The organism is Pseudomonas sp. KB_15, from assembly GCF_052114525.1.
Classification (GTDB): Bacteria; Pseudomonadota; Gammaproteobacteria; order Pseudomonadales; family Pseudomonadaceae; genus Aquipseudomonas.
Window position 1 is genome coordinate 1 of the sequence record NZ_JBFREX010000066.1, and the last position, 18,983, is coordinate 18,983.

18 protein-coding genes and 1 rRNA gene are annotated in these 18,983 nt (G+C 61.0%); 9 read left to right on the forward strand and 10 right to left on the reverse strand.

Features of this window, described 5'->3' with window-relative positions:
• Positions 1-96: ribosomal RNA gene (gene rrf, locus AB4Z35_RS28170) — 5S ribosomal RNA — on the forward strand; the annotation flags it as partial.
• A 65-nt stretch (positions 97-161) separates the two neighbouring features.
• On the opposite strand, the gene AB4Z35_RS28175 is transcribed toward rrf, so the two are convergent.
• From AB4Z35_RS28175 to AB4Z35_RS28195, 5 genes are all read right to left on the reverse strand, one after another.
• Complete coding sequence (locus AB4Z35_RS28175) at positions 162-914, reverse strand: bestrophin-like domain (protein WP_442100810.1); 753 nt, start codon at positions 912-914, stop codon at positions 162-164.
• A gap of 46 nt (positions 915-960) precedes the next feature.
• Positions 961-1,389, reverse strand: a complete 429-nt coding sequence (locus AB4Z35_RS28180) for a hypothetical protein (protein ID WP_442100784.1) — start codon at positions 1,387-1,389, stop codon at positions 961-963.
• Positions 1,390-1,527: 138 nt separating this feature from the next.
• Positions 1,528-1,941: a VOC family protein gene (locus tag AB4Z35_RS28185; RefSeq protein ID WP_442100786.1), complete on the reverse strand. Its 414-nt coding sequence runs from the start codon at positions 1,939-1,941 to the stop codon at positions 1,528-1,530.
• Positions 1,942-2,030: 89 nt separating this feature from the next.
• Positions 2,031-2,690, reverse strand: a complete 660-nt coding sequence (locus AB4Z35_RS28190; RefSeq protein WP_442100787.1) for a TetR/AcrR family transcriptional regulator — start codon at positions 2,688-2,690, stop codon at positions 2,031-2,033.
• Complete coding sequence (locus tag AB4Z35_RS28195; protein ID WP_310065018.1) at positions 2,677-3,528, reverse strand: 3-hydroxybutyryl-CoA dehydrogenase; 852 nt, start codon at positions 3,526-3,528, stop codon at positions 2,677-2,679. The genes AB4Z35_RS28190 and AB4Z35_RS28195 overlap by 14 nt, the downstream gene beginning before the upstream one ends.
• Before the next feature lie 163 nt (positions 3,529-3,691).
• On the opposite strand from AB4Z35_RS28195, the gene AB4Z35_RS28200 reads away from it, so the two are divergent.
• Entirely contained in the window at positions 3,692-4,711 is a 1,020-nt protein-coding gene (locus AB4Z35_RS28200; RefSeq protein ID WP_442100788.1) for an AraC family transcriptional regulator, read from the forward strand.
• An 11-nt stretch (positions 4,712-4,722) separates the two neighbouring features.
• Here AB4Z35_RS28200 and AB4Z35_RS28205 read toward each other — a convergent pair whose 3' ends face one another.
• Both AB4Z35_RS28205 and AB4Z35_RS28210 read right to left on the reverse strand, forming a co-directional pair.
• Complete coding sequence (locus AB4Z35_RS28205; RefSeq protein WP_442100790.1) at positions 4,723-5,679, reverse strand: alpha/beta hydrolase; 957 nt, start codon at positions 5,677-5,679, stop codon at positions 4,723-4,725.
• A 123-nt stretch (positions 5,680-5,802) separates the two neighbouring features.
• Positions 5,803-6,801, reverse strand: a complete 999-nt coding sequence (locus AB4Z35_RS28210; RefSeq protein ID WP_442100792.1) for an NAD(P)H-quinone oxidoreductase — start codon at positions 6,799-6,801, stop codon at positions 5,803-5,805.
• Positions 6,802-6,976: 175 nt separating this feature from the next.
• Between AB4Z35_RS28210 and AB4Z35_RS28215 the strand changes: the two genes are divergently transcribed.
• Entirely contained in the window at positions 6,977-7,852 is an 876-nt protein-coding gene (locus tag AB4Z35_RS28215) for a LysR family transcriptional regulator (protein WP_442100794.1), read from the forward strand.
• A gap of 99 nt (positions 7,853-7,951) precedes the next feature.
• Here the strand turns inward: AB4Z35_RS28215 and AB4Z35_RS28220 are convergent, their stop codons facing one another.
• Entirely contained in the window at positions 7,952-8,674 is a 723-nt protein-coding gene (locus AB4Z35_RS28220) for a pirin family protein (RefSeq protein WP_442100795.1), read from the reverse strand.
• Positions 8,675-8,992: 318 nt separating this feature from the next.
• On the opposite strand from AB4Z35_RS28220, the gene AB4Z35_RS28225 reads away from it, so the two are divergent.
• Positions 8,993-9,943: a GlxA family transcriptional regulator gene (locus AB4Z35_RS28225; RefSeq protein ID WP_442100797.1), complete on the forward strand. Its 951-nt coding sequence runs from the start codon at positions 8,993-8,995 to the stop codon at positions 9,941-9,943.
• 162 nt (positions 9,944-10,105) lie between these two features.
• Complete coding sequence (locus AB4Z35_RS28230) at positions 10,106-11,590, forward strand: ATP-binding protein (protein WP_442100798.1); 1,485 nt, start codon at positions 10,106-10,108, stop codon at positions 11,588-11,590.
• Here AB4Z35_RS28230 and AB4Z35_RS28235 read toward each other — a convergent pair.
• A complete protein-coding gene (locus tag AB4Z35_RS28235) occupies positions 11,555-14,359 on the reverse strand; it encodes an ATP-binding protein (protein WP_442100800.1) in 2,805 nt (934 codons plus the stop codon). The genes AB4Z35_RS28230 and AB4Z35_RS28235 overlap by 36 nt on opposite strands.
• A gap of 308 nt (positions 14,360-14,667) precedes the next feature.
• Between AB4Z35_RS28235 and AB4Z35_RS28240 the strand changes: the two genes are divergently transcribed.
• Together AB4Z35_RS28240 and AB4Z35_RS28245 are read left to right on the forward strand one after the other, a co-directional pair.
• Entirely contained in the window at positions 14,668-15,243 is a 576-nt protein-coding gene (locus AB4Z35_RS28240) for a flavodoxin family protein (protein WP_442100802.1), read from the forward strand.
• 35 nt (positions 15,244-15,278) lie between these two features.
• Entirely contained in the window at positions 15,279-16,103 is an 825-nt protein-coding gene (locus tag AB4Z35_RS28245) for an alpha/beta fold hydrolase (RefSeq protein WP_442100804.1), read from the forward strand.
• A gap of 36 nt (positions 16,104-16,139) precedes the next feature.
• Here AB4Z35_RS28245 and AB4Z35_RS28250 read toward each other — a convergent pair whose 3' ends face one another.
• Entirely contained in the window at positions 16,140-16,592 is a 453-nt protein-coding gene (locus AB4Z35_RS28250) for a helix-turn-helix domain-containing protein (protein WP_442100805.1), read from the reverse strand.
• A gap of 262 nt (positions 16,593-16,854) precedes the next feature.
• Here AB4Z35_RS28250 and AB4Z35_RS28255 point away from each other — a divergent pair, with 262 nt between their 5' ends.
• Together AB4Z35_RS28255 and AB4Z35_RS28260 are read left to right on the forward strand one after the other, a co-directional pair.
• A complete protein-coding gene (locus AB4Z35_RS28255; RefSeq protein ID WP_442100806.1) occupies positions 16,855-17,844 on the forward strand; it encodes an MBL fold metallo-hydrolase in 990 nt (329 codons plus the stop codon).
• A gap of 47 nt (positions 17,845-17,891) precedes the next feature.
• Positions 17,892-18,812 (forward strand): LysR substrate-binding domain-containing protein, encoded by a 921-nt coding sequence (locus tag AB4Z35_RS28260; protein ID WP_442100808.1) that lies wholly within the window; start codon positions 17,892-17,894, stop codon positions 18,810-18,812.
• Positions 18,813-18,983: the final 171 nt, after the last annotated feature.

An 18,983-nucleotide genomic window follows, 5' to 3' on the forward strand; every position in this document is an offset into this window, starting at 1 on the left:
GGAACCACCTGATCCCATCCCGAACTCAGCAGTGAAACGATGCATCGCCGATGGTAGTGTGGGGTTTCCCCATGTGAGAGTAGGTCATCGTCAAGATTAAATTCCGAAACCCCAATTGCGAAAGCAGTTGGGGTTTTGTTTTTGTCCGCAGGAAAGCGAAATTACTGCCCCAGCCGTTCCAGCGTGTGCTCTAAAGGCTCCAGTGACACACAGATAAAACCATCAAGCGGTCGATTGAGTTCTTCCACCAGCAAGATTGTCGCTGCAGTCGACAGGGCACACACCAACAACACGACGACAATGGTGCCATTGCGTGGTGCGAACAGGCCGAACGAGCCGAAGATAGTCGCCAGCCACGTCACCAGGATTACCAGCATCACCGGCGGGATCGATTGGTTGGATTGCAGCAGGGTCAGCCAGCGGTCGGCAAACACAGTCTCGATGTCTTGCAATGCGGTGGCTTTGAGCGCGCGCTGATCATCGTTGGCGGGAGACAGTGATTCCACCCGGCGTTGCAGACTTTCGGAGCGACGGATCACTTCGGGGCTATCGAGTGTTGCAATCTGACTGCGATCGCGGGAAGCGAGAGTTTTCGTGACTTCGGCATAGTTATGCTTGAGCTGAGTGCGGATGTCCTGGGTGTCGGCACCGTAACGGGCCAGCACGCGGTCGAATTGAACCACTTTCGCCGCCGCGCCCTCCAGTTCGGCATTGGCCGTATCGAATGTACCTTTGGCAGATGAAACGAGCAGGCCGAGGACCAGCGCCGACATCGTCGCGATGAGCCCGGTGGCCAGCTTCACCACGGTCACGGAGTCGTCGCTCAGATGATGGCTCGGTAATCGCTCCCTCACGTACGAACCCAGTAGTGCGCTGCCGAACAGACAGGCGAAGACGATGAGGGCGATCACCACATCATTCAAATTCAACCTCCGTTGACGCTGTCTTCCGGGGAGATATCTACTGGTACTTGATCACGATGCCTTTGAGTTTGCGCCCCTCGATGGTCCTCACGTCGCGAGCCCACAGCGGCCCGCTGGCATAGGCACCCACCGCCTGAATATGGTCGTAGACGACCACCACCGCATCGCCACCGAGTTTGGCGGACTCTTCCCGCAGCTTTTGTTCGACTTCGCTAATCGGCGGGGCAGGGTCGACGCTGGCGTCGATCAACACTTCACCCAGGCGCACATGCGGACGCGGGGGCTCGGAGCGCAGCACGACGACCTCGTCGGGCGATGTCGGTGCGGGGTGTTCTACGCCGACATAGGCTGTAGTCTGTGCATTGACACTGGCGCAACCATTGAGGGTCAGCAGGCTGGCGATCATTCCACCGGCCAGTAGCAAGAGTTTGCAACGGGTGGACCAGGACACGTCGTGGGCCGGCATAGTGGGTATCCTCCTCAGGCTCGCTGCTATCCGTATGGCTAGTTGACGGTAGCAGACAGGCCGGGAGTTGCCAGAAAGCCCAACCTTTTCAGGTTGGGCTTTTTTGTGCCTTGAAGACTGTCGATCGACTGAGGTCTTTCACTGATCTTTTTCGCAGTTAACCATCCACGACACACCAAAACGGTCGACCAGCATGCCGAAGCGCGCCGCCCAGAAAGTGGTCTCCAGCGGCATTTGCACGGCGCCACCGTCTGCCAGTGCCTTGAAGACCCGTTCGGCCTCGGCAATGCTGTCGACGTTGAGTGAAATCGAGCAGGCACTCATTTTATCGACGGGGCGATCAGGTGTAGTGTCCGACCCCATGATTACCTGATCGCCAACCACCAGGCGGGTATGGATGATCAGGTTGTGCAGATTTTTGGGGACGTGTTCAGCGGCAGGGGTTTCACCGAAGGTCAACATGGCTTCGATCTGGCCTTGCAGGCACTGCGCGTAGAACGTGAAGGCGGCTTTGCAGTCACCGTTGAAGATAAGGTAGGGATTGATTTTCATGGTCGGCTCCAGGTGCTCAAGTACACACATCGGTTTGGACGCCGGGTTTGTCGGCGAATTCCGATTGTGTCGAGCCGACAAGCAAAGCGCTAAATCGTCGTCGAAGCCTGGGTTTCTTTAGATGTTTTTTCTATAGGCCGTGCGAGGCTTATCGCCTCCGGTACACGCCGTGGCGCAAGCACACGCTCAATCGCGCCACTTACCATGCTCTCCAGCAGCTCATCACGTTCCTGTTCGTCCAGCACATGGGGCGTCAGCCAGCTGGGAGCGCTGTTGAGCAGGGCACCAATGGCATGTCCAGCGGCCAGCAGGCCTTGCTCGCTGAAACGGGACTTCGCGCCCAGCATCTTCAGCAATGTGCGCTCATATTGCTCGCGCAATTGCTGAACCCGAACCTGTTGCTCTTCGTTCAGGCAACCGCTGTCGCGCTCCACCAGACGAAAATGCCAGGGCATGTCCCGATGCAGATTCAGGTGCGCGCGGATCAGGCTGTTGAGTTTGTCGCGTTTGGCCGGGGCTTTTTGCTGGATGCGTCCCAGGGTGGCCAGCAGTTCCTCGTAGAACTCTTCGATCAGGTCGAGCAGCAGGTGCTGTTTGCTGGGGTAATGGTGGTACAGCGAGCCTGGAGAGAGCCCCAGGCACGTTGCGAGCTCACGCATGCCGACCTGGCCGAACCCCTTGCAGGCAAACAGCTCCAGGACCTTGTCCCGGTACTCGGCAAAGCGCGAGCAACGCTCAGGCATAGGCATGGAAGCCGCGCCCCGTTTTGCGTCCCAGGTAACCGGCAGCGACCATTTCCTTGAGCAGTGGCGCCGGGCGATATTTGCTGTCGTTGAAACCGTCATAGAAGGCTTCAAGGATCGACAACAGGGTATCCAGACCAATCAGGTCCGCCAGGGCCAATGGGCCGATAGGCTGATTGCAGCCCAGGCGCATGCCGGCGTCGATGTCTTCGGCGCTGGCCAGGCCTTCCTGGAACACCAGGATCGCTTCGTTGATCATCGGCACCAGAATCCGGTTGACCACGAAGCCCGGACGGTTACCGGCGGTGATCGCGGTTTTGCCGAGGGTGGTCGCCATGTCCAGCGCGAGTTTGTGGGTTGCGTCACTGGTTTGCAGGCCGCGGATGACTTCGATCAGGCCCATCACCGGCACCGGGTTGAAGAAGTGCAGGCCAATGAAGCGCTCAGGCTGGCTGACACTGGCGGCAAGCTGGGTGATCGACAGAGACGAGGTATTGGAGGCAATCACGCATTCGCTGCTGACCTGCGCGGCGATCTGTTGCAGCACACGCAGTTTCAGGTCGAGATTTTCCGTCGCCGCTTCGATGACCAGTTGCGCGTTATGCAGGCTGCTGTAATCAGTGCTGGTGCGGATTTTGTCGAGGGTGGCCTGTTTCTGCTCCGGGGTCAGGGTTTCCTTGGCTATCTGCCGGTCAAGGTTTTTACCGACCGTTGCGACGGCTTTTTGCAAAGCGCTTTCGGAAATGTCGAGCAAGGTCACGTTGAAACCGGCCATGGCGCAGACTTGCGCGATGCCGTTGCCCATGGTGCCCGCGCCGATAACCCCGATGTTTTGCAGATTCATGTTCCCATCCTACGATCAAACCCTGCGATACCTTGGCCGCGACTGCGGTCGAAGGCGTACTATTGCCGCGAGTCTAGAGCCGGCAGGGCGGTTGTCCTATGCCAAAACTGTTCAACGGCACTGATGTTTTTTGCCATTCGGGTGATGAGAGAGAAGCGTACCAATGCGGGAAAAGGACTCGGTTGCCGCCTATTTCGTGCAGGCAATGATCCATGGGCTGAGGGACGATCCGCAGCGCGTGAAGGCAGTGCTCGAACAGGCGGGCATTGATCCGGCGGTCATGCAACAACCCACGGCGCGGGTGCCGGCCAACGCGTTTGCGGCGTTGTGGCTGATCCAGATCCGCGAGCTCGACGATGAGTTTTTCGGGCTCGATTCCCATGGCATGCCACCGGGCAGTTTTGCCCTGATTTGCCGGGCCTTGATTCAGGAACCCGATCTGCACAAGGCCATGCGTCAGTGCCTGGCCAACTTCGGGTTGTTCCTTCGCGACTTTCGCGGCTCGCTGGCCGTGCGTGGCAAGCGTGCGGTCATCAGCCTGGAAACCTGTTCGACGGACAGCGATGCCAGCCGGTTTGGTGAAGAAACGTTCCTGGTGTTGATGATCAGTCTGCTGTGCTGGCTGGGTGGGCGGCGCATTCCCATTGACCGTGCGGACTTCCGCCATTCGCGCCTGTCGCTGGGTGACGACCGCCTGCTTTGGGGGCCCAACCTGACCTTTGGTGCCGAACGCACCGAAATCGAATTTGCCAGCCACTACCTGCGCTTGCCGGTGGTTCAGGATCTGGCGTCGCTGAAAGTGTTTTTGCGTACCGCGCCGCAATGGCTGGTGATCCGCTTCCGTAACCAGCATGGCCTGGCATCACAGGTTCATCAGCGCTTGCGCGGCAGTCATTACAGTGAGTGGCCGACCTTGCAGGCCTTTGCCCTGGAGCAGCACCTGAGCCCCAGCACCTTCCGCCGCAAACTGGAACGTGAGGGTTGCTCCTACCAGGAGATCAAGGACGAAGTGCGGCGGGGCGTGGCCTTTGAGCAATTGCGTCAGAGCGAGGCGAGCATCAGCGATATCGCCGAGCAACTGGGTTTCCAGGAACCCAGTGCCTTCCATCGGGCGTTCAAGAAGTGGACCGGGGAAAGTCCGGGGCGCTATCGGGCCCGTTATCAGGGGGAACAGGGCGAGTAGATCGCCACCCTTCAGGAACCCTGTGATCCCTGAACCACCGACGGCCCGGCCAATTGATGGGGGCTYGCCTTGAGCAAGCCATCAAGTGCCTGGCGATACTGGTTTCCACCCAGGCTCATGCTGTTGTTGTGTGTACCGCCGGGTACCAATAGCAGGTGCTTGGGTTCCTGGGCGGCATTAAATAATTGCTGGCTGAATCGTGAAGGCATGAACGGGTCGGACAGGCCGTGGACCACCAGCAGCGGCATGTCGATATCGACGATCTTGTCGATGGAGTCGAACTTCTGCGACAACAGCCAGCGCACTGGCAGCCAGTTCACGGGAAGGTTGTTGTCGGCCACTTCCGCGACCGCATCGCCCAACGACGTGAAGGAAGACTCGATAACCAGACCGCGCACCGGTACCGCGACATGCTGTTTTTTCGCCTGTGCGGCCAGGTCTGCTGCGAGGTTGATGGCCACTGCACCGCCCAGCGAATGCCCGTAGATCAGACGCTTGTTGGCGTCCGGTTGCATCGCGGTAAAGCGCTCCCAGGCGACGTGTGCGTCTTCGTAGACACTGGCTTCCGAGGGCAAATCCCCTTTGCTCTGACCGAAGCCGCGGTAGTCGATGGCCAGCACTGAATAGCCCATGGCACGTAATTGCTCGATGCGAAACGCCTGGCCAGTAAGGTTCCAGCGCACCCCATGCAGGTAGAGGATTGACGGCGCATCGCGGCGGGCGGCCGGCCACCACCAGGCATGCAGGTTTTGCCCGGCCTTGTAGCTGGCGGGCTTGATATCGAATTCCTGAACATCATGCGGCAGGCCGCGATACCAGCCTGCGGTGCCTGGTTCGATGCGGAAMAGCAACTCGCGCTCTTTATATTTGAGCGCCCCACAACTTACCGGCAAGCCAACTACCAGCACAGCCATGCACAACCACGACAGCCAGCGTCGGCGCAAGTGAACGAGGAGGGGAGCAGACATTGATCGGCCCGACAGAACGTGAAGCACGGGTTTTAACAGATGAAGTCGTGTATCAGGAGATTTTTCCGACCATCGTTGAGGCGCAACGGTTACAAATTGCTGCCTCCCGGTGCTGGCGTGGTATCAGTCCACACGCAGGACTATCTTGCCGATGTGATCGCCCGCTTCCATCCGGGCGTGGGCCAGTGCCGCGTCAGTGAGCGGGTAAACCTGGTCGATCATCGGCAGGCAGCATCCGGCGGTCAGCACCGGCCATACGTGTTCGTGCAGTTGTCGGGCGATGGTGGCTTTTTCTTCCCGGGTCCGCGAGCGCAGCAGGGAGCCGGTGACGACGGCGCGTTTGGCCATGATCGCCAGTAAATCGACATCCTTGGCGTGAGCACCACCAAGGAAGCCGAGCATCACCAGGCGACCTTCCAGGGCCAGGGCGGCAACGTTATTGTTCAGATATGAGCCGCCCATGATATCGAGAATCACGTTGACGCCTTGGCCCGCGGTTTTTTCCGCGATGACCTGCACAAAATCCTGGTCGCGATAGTTGATCGCCTCGGCGCCCAATTCGCGGATCGCGGCGCATTTTTCGTCACTGCCGGCGGTGGCGAATGTTTCGATACCGAATTCGCGGCAAAGCATCAATGCGGTGGTGCCGATGCCGCTGGTTCCGCCGTGGATCAAGGCGCGCTGACCCTGGCGGGCGCCGCCAAGGCCGAACAGGTTGGCCCAGACCGTGAAGCAGGTTTCCGGGATGGCCGCGGCCTGCAGCCAGTCCATGCCTTCGGGGATCGGCAGGGCCTGACTGGCCGGGACCACGCAATATTGCGCGTACCCGCCACCATTGGTCAGCGCGCAGACCTTGTCGCCCAGTGCGAATTCGCTGACGCCCGCGCCAGTCGCCACCACTTCACCGGCCACTTCCAGCCCCGGGATCAGGCTCATGCCGGGTTTCATCGGGTACTTGCCGGCCCGTTGAAGCGCGTCCGGGCGATTGACTCCGGCGGCGTGCACGCGGATCAGAATCTCGCCGGCCTCTGCAACAGGCACAGGCACCTGGCGCGGTTGCAGGACTTCGGGGCCACCGGGCTCGGTGATTTCGATCAGGGTCATGGTTTGGGGGAGTGTCATTTCATATACCTGTGGTGTGCGAAAGATTTTTGCGCCGGGGTGAGGGGAGCTGGTGAACGGTGCACGAGCGTTGTCCCGAGGTCACTCAGGCCTTGAGCATATCGAGATTTTACGAAGCAATAATGCAGCGATTACGCGCTATGCTGATGCGAAATTGCATCATCAGGAGAGCCCTATGAATTGGGATGACGCCCGGGTGTTTCTCGCGGTTTGCCGCGAAACCACGTTACGCGGTGCGGCGCGGGTGTTGGGGGTCGACCAGGCCACGGTCGGCCGGCGCATCACGGCGCTGGAAAGGTCATTGAGTGCGACGTTGTTCCTGCGTACCTCCGAAGGTTACGCATTGACGGCTGTCGGCGAATCGGCACTTAAAGCCGTGGAGAAAATGGAGCATTCGGCCCTGGAGCTGGAACGCCAGATCCAGGGCCTGGACGATCGCTTGACCGGCACCGTTCGGGTCAGTACCACCGATTCCCTGGCGATTGATTTCCTGATTCCGGCGATTGCCCGGCTACATCAGCAACACCCGGATGTTCGGGTGCAACTGGACGCCACCACACAGATTCTCAGCCTGGCAAAACGCGAAGCGGACATCGCCGTACGTAACACCCGACCGGAAAACCCGGACCTGATCGCCCGGCGCATCGCCCGCTGGCCGGTGGGGTTGTTTGCCTCGCAAGCCTATGTCGATGCCCACGGCGTGCCGGAGCCTGGCTCGGCGTTCGCCGGGCATGACCTGGTGGTGTATCAACCGTACTTGCAAGGCAACAAAGACCTGACGCTGATCGCGGAACCGGTGGCGCGCGGGCGGATAGTCGCCAGCCTCAGTTCCAGCCTGCTGGTGCGCCGATCGATTGCAGCGGGGATCGGGGTCGGGGAGATTACAGTGTACATCGGGGAGAAGGAGGGGCTGGTCAGGTTGTGGCCAGAGCGCTCGCGGCCATTGCCCTATGACATCTGGCTGGTAACCCACGCGGACCTGCGGCATACGGCCAGGGTCCGGGCGGTGATCGATGAAATTGTCGTGGGGTTCGCCGGGACCGGCGAATAACCTGTAGGAGCGAGCTTGCTCGCGATGGCGGAGTGTCAGACGACATCACTGTTGAATGACACAACGCATCGCGAGCAAGCTCGCTCCCACAGGGAGTTGTCATGGCATTTCCGGCAGTTCCTGTGGGCGCAGGTCGAATACCAATACTTCGGCATCCACACCGTTGCTCAAGGTCAGCGCCTGTTCTTCGCGGACCCGCACGCCGTCGCCTTCCTGCAACAACATTCCGTTGAGTTCGACGCTGCCCCGGGCCACGTGCACATAGGCGTAGCGGTTGGCGGCGAACTCCAGGGTGGCGCTTTCCTTGCCGTCGATCAGGCCGGCATACACCCGCGCATCCTGGCGCACCTTCAGCGAACCCTTGGCGCCGTCCGGCGAGATGATCAGTTGCAGGCGCCCGCGCTTCTTCTGGGTGCTGAAGTGCTCTTGCTGATAGCGCGGTTTGGCACCGCTGACGTCGGGCACGATCCAGATTTGCAAAAAGTGCACCGGCCGGGTGCTGGAGTGGTTGAACTCACTGTGGGCCACGCCGCTGCCTGCGCTCATCAGTTGCACGTCGCCGGGACGGATCACCGAACCGGTGCCCAGAGTGTCCTTGTGTTCCAGGGCCCCTTCCAGCACGTAGGAGAAAATCTCCATGTCGCGGTGCGGGTGCTGGCCGAAGCCTTTACCGGCGGCGACGCGGTCGTCGTTGATCACCAGCAGGTCAGAAAAACCCTGCTCTTTCGGGTTGCGATAGTTGGCGAAGGAAAAGGTATGGAACGACTTCAACCAGCCGTGATTGGCCAGGCCACGATCCGAGGCTTTGCGAAGAGTCAGCATGATGAAATCTCCTGTGGGGACGTGAATTCGTCCGACTGAGGAGAAGGTTAATGTTTACTGGCGGATGCAATAAGTAGATGAAAATTGAAATACTGTCTCTGCCAGATTGACAATCTTCGGGCGCGAATCAGTTATTCTTTTCCGACGTCTGGCCTGCGGCTGGCCATAATGCACAACACCGAAACCTGTGGGAGCGGGCTTGCTCGCGAAGGCGTTGTGTCAGGCTACATGATGGTGAATGACACACCGCTTTCGCGAGCAAGCCCGCTCCCACAGGGTTTGGTGCACCGACCTTATTAATCCAGTGAATTCCAATCCATGAAAACCGTGGCAATGGTGCTGTTTCCCGACTTTCTCCTGCTCGACATGGCCGGGCCCATGGAAGTGTTTTCCATCGCCAATCGTTATCTGAAACCCGACGATCATTATGTGCTGACGACCATCGGCACCGAGCCCGGCGCACTGCGGGCGTCCAACGGGGTGATCGTGCACGCCGACCGGCACATCGACCAAGCCTGTGAAGGTTTTGATTTGCTGCTGGTACCCGGTGGTCCCGGTGCCTACAACGAAAAGCATCCGCCGTTGCTCGCCTGGCTCAGGCACAACGTCAGCCGGTCCGCCGCTTATGGCTCGATCTGCACCGGGGCGTTCGTGTTGGGGTATGCGGGTTTGCTCGACGGCTATCGCGTCACCACCCACTGGCACTACACCGAGCGGCTGATCAAGGGCTTTCCGAAAGCGACCGTCGAGACCGATCAGATCTTTGTCCAGGACCGCAACCTGATCACCTCCGGCGGCGTGACTGCCGGGATCGACCTGGCGCTGTCGGTGGTGGCACAGGACCATGGCAAAAAAGTCGCCCAGGACGTGGCCAAGGTGTTGCTGGTGGTCATGAAGCGCCAGGGCGGGCAGGCGCAGTTCAGCCCGCTGATGGTGGCGGTGGCGCCTCAGGAAACCGCGATTACCCGTGTGCAGAACCATGTGCTCGAACACCTTGATGAAACCTACAGCATCGAGTGCATGGCGAACCTGGCCAACATGAGCCCGCGGCATTTCGCCAGGGTATTTGCCCGGGACGTGAACATGACGCCGATGGAGTTTCTGCAAAGCGCACGCATCGATTGCGCCAGGAACCTGCTGGAAACCACCGAGCTGCCGCTCAAGACGGTGGCATTCAAAAGTGGCTTCGGCAGCGTGCGGCACATGCGTTTTCTATTCAGCGAAAAGCTTGGCCTGACCCCGACTCAATACCGTGAGCAGTTCAGCTAGCGCGTGTGTCCGTTGTGCGCACCGCAATGGCCGTGACGCTCCCCCCGTGGCAGTTGTACCGTCACCGAGGCCTGCCAAGATACCAGTGAACTCATTGCAAGGAAGGTGCGGAGCCTGGGATGGACTCGCGTACCGAGCCAGGCTTCCAGCGGGTGACAGCGCATGAACAGCCTCAGAGATGTAAACAGCGAAGCGGTGCTGCAATTTGGTCCCTATGCCTTCCACCTCAGTCAGCGACTGGTGTTGGAGGGCGATCGACCGCTGCGCCTGGGCGGTCGCGCCCTTGATGTGTTGCAGGTACTGGTCGAGCACGCAGGCTCGGTGGTCAGCAAGGAGGAGTTGATTGCGCAGGTCTGGCCGCGCTCGGTGGTCGAAGAGATCAACCTGCGGGTGCACATCGCCGCCCTTCGTCGTGCCTTGGGCGACGGGCAGAACGGCCAGTGCTACATCGTCAACATTCCCCAGCACGGCTACAGTTTTGTCGCCCCGGTGCGGCATTCGCCGGAGCCCGTATCGTTCCCGAGCGAGACCGTACAAAAGCCCCTGCACAACCTGCCGGCGCGGCTCACGTCGATCACCGGGCGCGATGCGGTTGTCGGCAGCCTGGTGCGGCAGTTGCCGGTGCGGCGATTCATGACCCTGGCCGGGCCTTGCGGGATCGGCAAGACCACCGTGGCGCTGCGCGTGGCCGAACTGTTGTTGCAGCACTATCGGCACGGCGTGTGGCTGGTGGACCTGGCGGCGATCGACGACCCGGCGCAAGTGACCGATCACCTCACACGCACCCTCGAACTGAAGGTCGGCACCACACTGCAAGCGCTGGCACAGCGGCATGCCTTGTTGGTGCTGGACAATTGCGAGCACCTGCTCGAACGCTGCCAGACGTTGGTCGAGACACTGCTGCATTCGATGCCGCGGCTGTCGATCCTCGCCACCAGCCGCGAGCCGCTCAAGGCGGCGGGCGAAACCGTATTGCGCCTGCCACCGCTGGCGGTGCCACCGGCGTCAGGGTTGCGCAGTGTCGCCGAGGTCATGGACTATTCGGCGGTGCAGTTGTTCGTCAGTCGTGCCCGAGCCCGTCAGCAAGGGTTCACCCTGCGTGAGCAAGACCTCAAGACCGTGCGCGAAATCTGCCGACGCCTCGACGGCCTGCCATTGGCGATTGAACTGGCCGCGGCGCAAATCGATGCGTTGGCGCTGGTGGGGTTGCAGGCGCAACTCGATAACTGTTTTCAGCTGCTGACCCAGGGCCGCCGCACAGCCGTTCCCCGGCATCAGACGCTCAAAGCTGCGCTGGACTGGAGCTACGAACGGTTGACTGCCGTGGAGCAAACCGTGTTGCAGCGTCTGGCCGTGTTCAAAATGGCCTTTACCCGGGACGCAGCGATTGGCGTGATCAGCTGCGACAGGCTGCCTGCCGCCGAGCTGGTCAAGGTGATGGAAAACCTGGCACTCAAGTCGCTACTGTCCCTGGAGCAGGGCGGGGCAGTGACCCGTTACCGCTTCCTCAACACCACCCGTACCTACGCGCTGGAAAAACTCGAACTCAGCGGTGATTTGCGCGCCCTTGAAATGCGTTATGCCCGCTACATCAGTCAGACACGCTGGACTTCAGGCCGGCAGGTGGCATTGCAACTCGCCGAGTAAACGGCGGACCGTTATCAGGTCAGGCGTGGAAAAACCTTCGGTGAAGCGCTGGTAGATCGGTGCCAACAGTTCATGCGCCTGTAGGTGGCGGCCCTGTCGCTGCCACAGTTGCGCCAGCGAGGTGGCGCTGCGCAATTCCCAGGCCAGCGCACCCTGAGTCCTGGCCACGTTGAGTGCCTTGAGCAGCACGGCTTCTGCCGTTGCGGTTTTCACCGGACAATCCGTTGCCAGCAGCGTCTGGGCCCTGGCGCGCAGAATCTCCGACGTGCTCCAGCCCGACGCACCGTTTTCTGCGCGTTCGAGCAAGGCGTCATCGACGCAGGTCGAGTCCAGCGTGACCATGATGTCTTTGATCAACCCGACACTTCGTTGCCTGGCGGGCGGGACATGGGTGCCGCCGATCACCTGCGCGTAGTGTTGCGCCCAGTTATAGAACAATTGAACCGAGTGTTTCTGCGCCTGTTCCAGCAGCAGCCGCAGGAGTTCGCGGGCGCTGCGGGTGTCGCCGTTGTAGTAAGCGATCAGGCAGCCGGACAGCGCCAGGGTGTAGCAGATGGATGTGCCGTGGTTGATCTGCAATGCGATGTCCAGCGCCTGCCGGGCTGTGCGCCAGGCTTGTTCCGGTTGGCCCTGCAACCAGAGGATGCGCGCCTGAATGGTCAGTGCCGCGACGCTCTGGTCGTATTGCACGCCAAAACCGTGAGTGAAACGGTTGAGGTGACCGCTATGGGCCATGTGTTGCAGCACTTGCTCGGCATCTTTCCGAGCCTGTAGCTGGTCGCCGGAAAAATGCAGGGCCAGCACCCGCAATCGGTGCATGCTCAGGGACATCAGGGCGTCGTCATGCAGCCCCAGTTGATCGAACTGCCGACTCTGTTCCAGGGCCATTTGATAATGACCACAGTTGAGATTCACTGCCAGGTGCCCGGAAATCGCCCGCAATTGACCGGCTACATCGTTGCACTGTCGGGCCAGGGCTCCAGCGCTGACAAAGGCTCCAGCGGTTTCGGCGGTGCCGCCCTGCACGTGATAACAGGCGCTGCCCAGGGCCAGCTTGAGGGCTATCTGCAAACGCGGGCAAGGCTCGGGTGACTGGTCGAGCAAGGCCAGTGCCTTGCGCACATAACCGCCGTGCTCCTTGAACAGTGACAGCTCCTGCCACAGGGGAGTGGATGTCGCGGCCAGGCGGATCGCCAGTGCCTGTGGCCCTTGCGCGTGCAAACCCCAGTCGAGGACCGCGCGGATGTCCTCAAGGACCCGGCCATAGCGCTCGAGCCACAGGCTGGTCGGGGTTTTCTCCCAGTCGTTCTGCGCCAGTTGCATCAGGGCCAGGCAGCGCTGGGCATGGCGCTCCCGGGTGCCTGGCAGGTCGGTGGTTTGTGTGAGTTTTTCCAGGGCGTAACGGCGGGTGGTGTCGAGCAGGCGGTAGTAAACATCCTCGTCGCCCACCTCGACATTCAACAGGGACTTGGCGACCAGTTGGGTGATCGAGCCGAATACTTCGCGAGGTTCGATGTGTTCGCCGACAATCACTGCCGCTGCCGACTCGAGGGTGAAGCCGCCGCGGAATACACTCAGTCGGCGCAGGCAGGTCTTTTCGCAGGCGTTGAGCAGTTCGAAGCTCCAATCCAGTGTCGCGCRCAGGGTCTGATGGCGTGCCAGGGGCGCCTGGCCGGGCTGAGTCAGCACCCGGAAGCTGCTTTGCAACTGCTCCAGCAAGCCGTGCAACCCGAAGTGGCCCACTTGCGCCGCTGCCAGTTCGATGGCCAGCGGGATGCCATCCAGCCGGTGACAGATGTCTATCAGTAGCGGCAGTTCACCCTCCGTCAGTTCAAAGCTGTCGTGGCTGGCCATGRCTCGTTCGACGAACAGTTGCAGGGCGGAAAAGGTCATGGCCTGGGCGCGGTCGAGGACGGCGATGGGCGGTGGGCAGTCGAGCGACTCCAGACGCTGGACGAATTCCCCTTCGGCCCGCAGGCTCTCGCGGCTGGTGGCGAGAATGTGCACGTGCGGCGCACTGCGCAGAATGTTTTCGCAGAGTTGGGCAATGGCGTCGATCAGGTGTTCGCAGTTGTCGATGACCAGCAGCATTTGCCTGTCGCGCAGGAAGGTTGCGAGGCTGTCCATCGGTTCGTCGTCGTGCAGGACCAGTTCGAGCAACGTCGCCAGATGGCCGTCGATCATCAGCGGGCAATTGATCGGGGCCAGGTCCAGCAGGCGAATGCCGTCCCGGTAGCGACCGATCATTAGTTCGGCGACCCGCAAGGCCACGGTGGTCTTGCCGATGCCGCCGGGACCGACGAGCGTGATGAAGCGCTGGCGTGGCAGTTGCACCATCAGACTATCAACCAGGTTCTGCCGGCCGATCATGCGCGTGTGGCGCACCGGCAGGTTATGCCGGCTCGGCGTGGCGGCCGCCGGTGCCGGCGGTTGCCCGGCCTGTTCCAGAGAGTACGGTGCGACGAAGCTGTACCCACGCTGGGCCACTGTGATGATGTAGCGCTGACCCGCCTGACCGTCGCCGAGCGCCTTGCGCAACGCGGCCACGTGTACCCGCAGGTTGATGTCTTCGACCACGCTGTTGGGCCAGACCCGGGCGATCAGTTGTTGCTTGCTGACCACGTTGCCGGCGTGCTCCAGCAGGATCAACAGGATGTCCATGGCGCGCCGGCCCAGGCGCAAGGGATGGCCGGCCTCCATCATCAGGCGTTGTTCGGGGTAGACCCGGTAGGGGCCGAAATGCACAGCCTGTTCGGGGGAAATGGTCAACGAGTTGCTCCTGCTGCATCCGTCTAGTTCGCGGTTTTCGAGCATATTCCTCAGGTTTTTTACGTAGCGCAATGCACCGCCCGGGTGACTGTTGGGTGCAGGCGCTGACTGTAGCGTATCGGCCAGTGGCTGTCGGTCCCGTGAACATTGGGCGCGACAGATGGACAGGGCTTGTCGGGGCTTTTTGCGCGCCATGGAAAATTAACAACGTTTAACTCGTCCTGCATCCGGTCTGCGCTCAAAACTCTATCCCAGTTGGAGCAAGCTCGCTCCTACAAGGGAATTCAACCCGTCGCAAGGACAGAGCAATGAGCAACGTGGTGGTGGTCTATCACAGTGGCTACGGGCACACCCGGGTCATGGCCGAAGCCGTGGTCACGGGTGTGGAACGGCACCTGGGCAGCACCTGCCAGTTGATCCCGGTCGAGGAGGTGGAGGAGCACTGGGAGCGGCTGCACAACGCCGACGCCATCATCTTTGGCGCGCCGACCTACATGGGCAGCGCCTCGGCGGCCTTCAAGGCGTTCATGGAGGCCACGGCGGCGTTCTACCTGGCCCAGCCCTGGCGCGACAAGCTCGCGGCCGGCTTCACCAATTCCGGCTGCCTGTGCGGCGACAAGCTCAACACCTTGCTGCAGATGGCGGTGTTCGCCGCCCAGCATTCGATGATCTGGGTCGGCCTTGACCTGCTGCCGGCGCGTTCCAGCACCGGCGCGTTCAACGGACAACTGAACCGATTGGGCAGCTCTCTCGGCGCCATGGCCCAGTCGAATGTCGAGCAATCCCCCGACGATGCCCCTCCGCCCGAGGATCGCTGCACCGCCGCGCACCTGGGCGAACGCGTGGCGCGACTGGCGGATCGCATGAACCAACTACCGGTTTGATTCACCCCCCAACCCTCGTTAAGGAAGCATCACCCATGAGCACCTTCACCACCCGCGACGGCGTCGAGATTTACTACAAGGACTGGGGCACCGGCCAGCCGATTGTCTTCAGCCATGGCTGGCCGCTGAACGCCGACAGCTGGGAATCGCAGATGATCTTCCTGGCCTCCAAGGGCTACCGGGTCATCGCCCACGACCGTCGGGGCCATGGGCGTTCCAGCCAACCGTGGTTCGGCAATGACATGGATCATTACGCCGACGATCTGGCGCAGTTGATCGAGCTGCTCGATCTGCAAGACGCCGTGCTGTTCGGCTTCTCCACCGGTGGTGGCGAGGTGGCGCGCTACATCGGTCGCCACGGCACCGGGCGCGTGGCCAAGGCCGGGCTGATTTCCGCGGTGCCGCCGCTGATGCTCAAGACCGAAGCCAACCCCGGTGGCCTGCCGCTGGAAGTGTTCGACGGCATCCGCCAGGCCTCGTTGGCCGACCGTTCACAGCTGTACATCGACCTCGCCAGCGGCCCGTTTTTCGGCTTCAACAAATCGGAGGCGAAACCGTCCCAGGGCATGATCGACTGGTTCTGGATGCAAGGCATGATGGCCGGCCACAAGAACGCCTATGACTGCATCAAGGCGTTCTCGGAAACCGACTTCACCGAAGATCTGAAAAAGTTCGACGTGCCGACCCTGGTGGTGCATGGCGACGCGGATCAGGTCGTGCCGTACGAAGCGGCGGGCGTCTCCTCCGCCAGACTGGTGAAGGGCTCGACGCTGAAGATTTACCCGGGCGCCCCTCACGGCTTGACGGACACCCACAAGGATCAGCTCAACGCGGATCTGTTGGCGTTCTTGAAAGGTTAAAAAGCCAGTTCAAAAGATCGCAGCCTTCGCCAGTTCCTACACGCTAGCGTGCATGCCCGTAGGAACTGGCGAAGGCTGCGATCTTTTGCCGTTGCGGCGGACAAACTGACAGCGCCAGGCAAACGGATTGATGCCTTCGCTGCGGGTGAAGATGTGGCAGAAGTGCGCCTGATCGCAGAAGCCGCATTCGAGGCTGATCTGCGTAAGGCTCATATCGGTGTACTGGATCAATTGCTTGGCCAGGGCAACGCGCTGCTGGCGAATCCATTCTTGCGGCGAGAGGCCGGTGCTGCACTTGAACGCGCGGGAAAAATGACTGCGCGACAGGGCGCAAGCCTGTGCCAGTTCAGTGACTTCCAGGCTGTCGCCCAGACGTTCGAGGATCAGTTGTTTAACCCGTTTTTCGCGTTGGGGGCTGAGGCCGCCGGTGTGGGTCTTGCGAGGTTCGCTGGCAGGTGCGCAGGCGGTGGTGTGCTGTGGGTAAGCCATGGCCATTGTCCGGTCGGGGAGGAAAAGCGCTGGCGCCCGGTTTGAGCGATCAGCACCGTTTCTCTGGAAAAAAACAGTTCTGCGCTGAGGGCTTCATTGTTGGAGTTGCCTTCAGTGGCTGACGAGTTAAACGTTGTTAATTCCATGCCCGAAGGTGTGAACACAGCACATCGCTGCAAGTGCAAGTATTGGCGATTGGCACAAGATGCGCAGCGTGGAGCGGGCCATAACGGACCGCCGGTTGGCTTGAAAAGGTGAGCAGATGAAACGGACGTGGCAGGGAACGCTGGGCACCATCGGCCTGGTTCTGATATCCGCCAGCGCACTGGCCCAGGCGCCCGCACAGGTGGGCACGCAAGTACCCGGTTACTTCCGCCTGGCGCTGGGGGATTACGAAGTGACGGCGCTGTTCGACGGCTACAACGATCTGTCGCCCAAGCTGTTGCAGGGCATGAGCCAGGGCCAGATCCGCGCACTGCTGGCCCGTCGTTCGATTGAAACCCCGGGTGTACAGACCGCCTTCAACGCCTTTGTGGTCAACACCGGCAAACAGCTTGTTCTGATTGATACCGGGGCAGGGCAGTGCATCGGTCCTACTGCCGGCCAGCTGCCGGCCAACCTGCAAGCGGCCGGCTACAAACCGGAGCAGGTGGACGCCATCCTGATCACCCACCTGCACCTGGATCACGTCTGCGGTCTGGTGGACGGCCAACAGCAACCGGTGTTCGCCAACGCCACGGTGTATGCCGCCAAGGCCGAGGCCGACTACTGGCTCGATCCACAGGCATTGGCCAAGGCACCGGAAGCGGCCAAGGGCTTCTTCAAGGTGGCCCAGGACTCCACCGCGCCTTACGTTGCCGCTGGTCGTTTCAAGACCTTCACCCCAGGCCAGTCACCGCTACCGGGTGTGGTCGAGGCGCAACTGGAAGCCGGGCACACGCCGGGCAGCACCACGTACCGTTTCACGTCTCAAGGGCAAAGCATCCTGTTCATGGGCGACCTGGTACACAACCTCGCCGTGCAGTTCCTGCACCCTGAGGTATCGATCGGTTTCGACGTCAACAGCCGGCAAGCGATCAACAGTCGCAACCAGGTGTTCGGTGCCGCGGCCGCCAGCAAGACCTGGGTGACGGCTGCGCACCTGCCATTCCCCGGCATCGGTCATATCACCGCCCAAGGCAAGCATTTCGAGTGGGTGCCGGTGGAGTACGGGCCGTACAAACGAGCGGCAAACGTGCCGTTGATCGAGTAAAGTCCATAGCACTCGAGCCTGGCCGAACATACAAGGAACCCGTGTCTATGAACCGAAATGATCTGCGTCGCGTCGACATGAACCTGCTGGTGATTTTCGAAGCCCTGATGTTCGAAAAGAACCTGACCCGTGTCGCGGAAAAACTGTTCATGGGCCAGCCGGCGGTGAGTGCCGCGCTGGGTCGTTTGCGCGATCTGTTCGACGATCCGTTGCTGTTGCGCAACGGTCGTGGCATGGAGCCGACGGCGCGGGCGCTGGCGATTCTCAAGGAATTGCAGCCGGCGATGGACACCATTTCCGGTGCGGTCAGCCGGGCCAAGGAGTTCGATCCGGCGACCAGTTGCGATGTGTTCCGCATCGGGCTGTCGGACGATGCCGAGTTCGGTTTGTTTCCGCCGTTGTTGCGTCAGTTGCAAGAGGAAGCACCGGGCATCGTCGTGGTCGTGCGGCGGGCCAATTATCTGTTGATGCCGGCGCTGCTGGCGTCGGGGGAAATTTCGGTGGGCGTGAGTTACACCACGGATTTGCCGGCCAATGCCAAGCGCAAGAAGCTGCGCGATATTCCCTGCAAAGTGCTGCGCGGCGATACCCGGCCGGGAACGTTGACCCTGGATGAGTACTGCGAGCGGCCCCATGCGATGGTGTCGTTTTCGGGGGACTTGAGTGGCAATATCGATCTGGATCTGGCGAAGGTCGGGCGTAGTCGTCGTGTCGTGCTGGGGGTGCCGCAGTTCAGTGGGTTGCGGGCGCTGCTCGCCGGTACCGAGATGATTGCCACCGTGCCCGATTATGCGGCGTGTGCGTTGGTTGAGGGGTGTGGGTTGCGGGCCGAGGATCCGCCGTTCGAGATTGAGGCGGCGCAGTTGTCGATGGCCTGGAGCGGGGTGCATGACAATGATCCGGCGGAGCGGTGGTTGCGGTCGCGGATCGGTCAGTTCATGTCTTTGGCTTTGGATGTTCCCTCCTGACTGTGTACATATCCGTTTCTTTGGTAACGGCGGCTTATGGTTTCGCCCTTACGGCGACTCACTTTTTTTACAAGCGCCTAAAAAAAGTAAGCAAAAAAACGCTCGCCCCTGACGTACGGCCCCTCGCTTAGGCTCGGGGTTCCTTCGCTCCGGCATTCATCCGGGGGCATC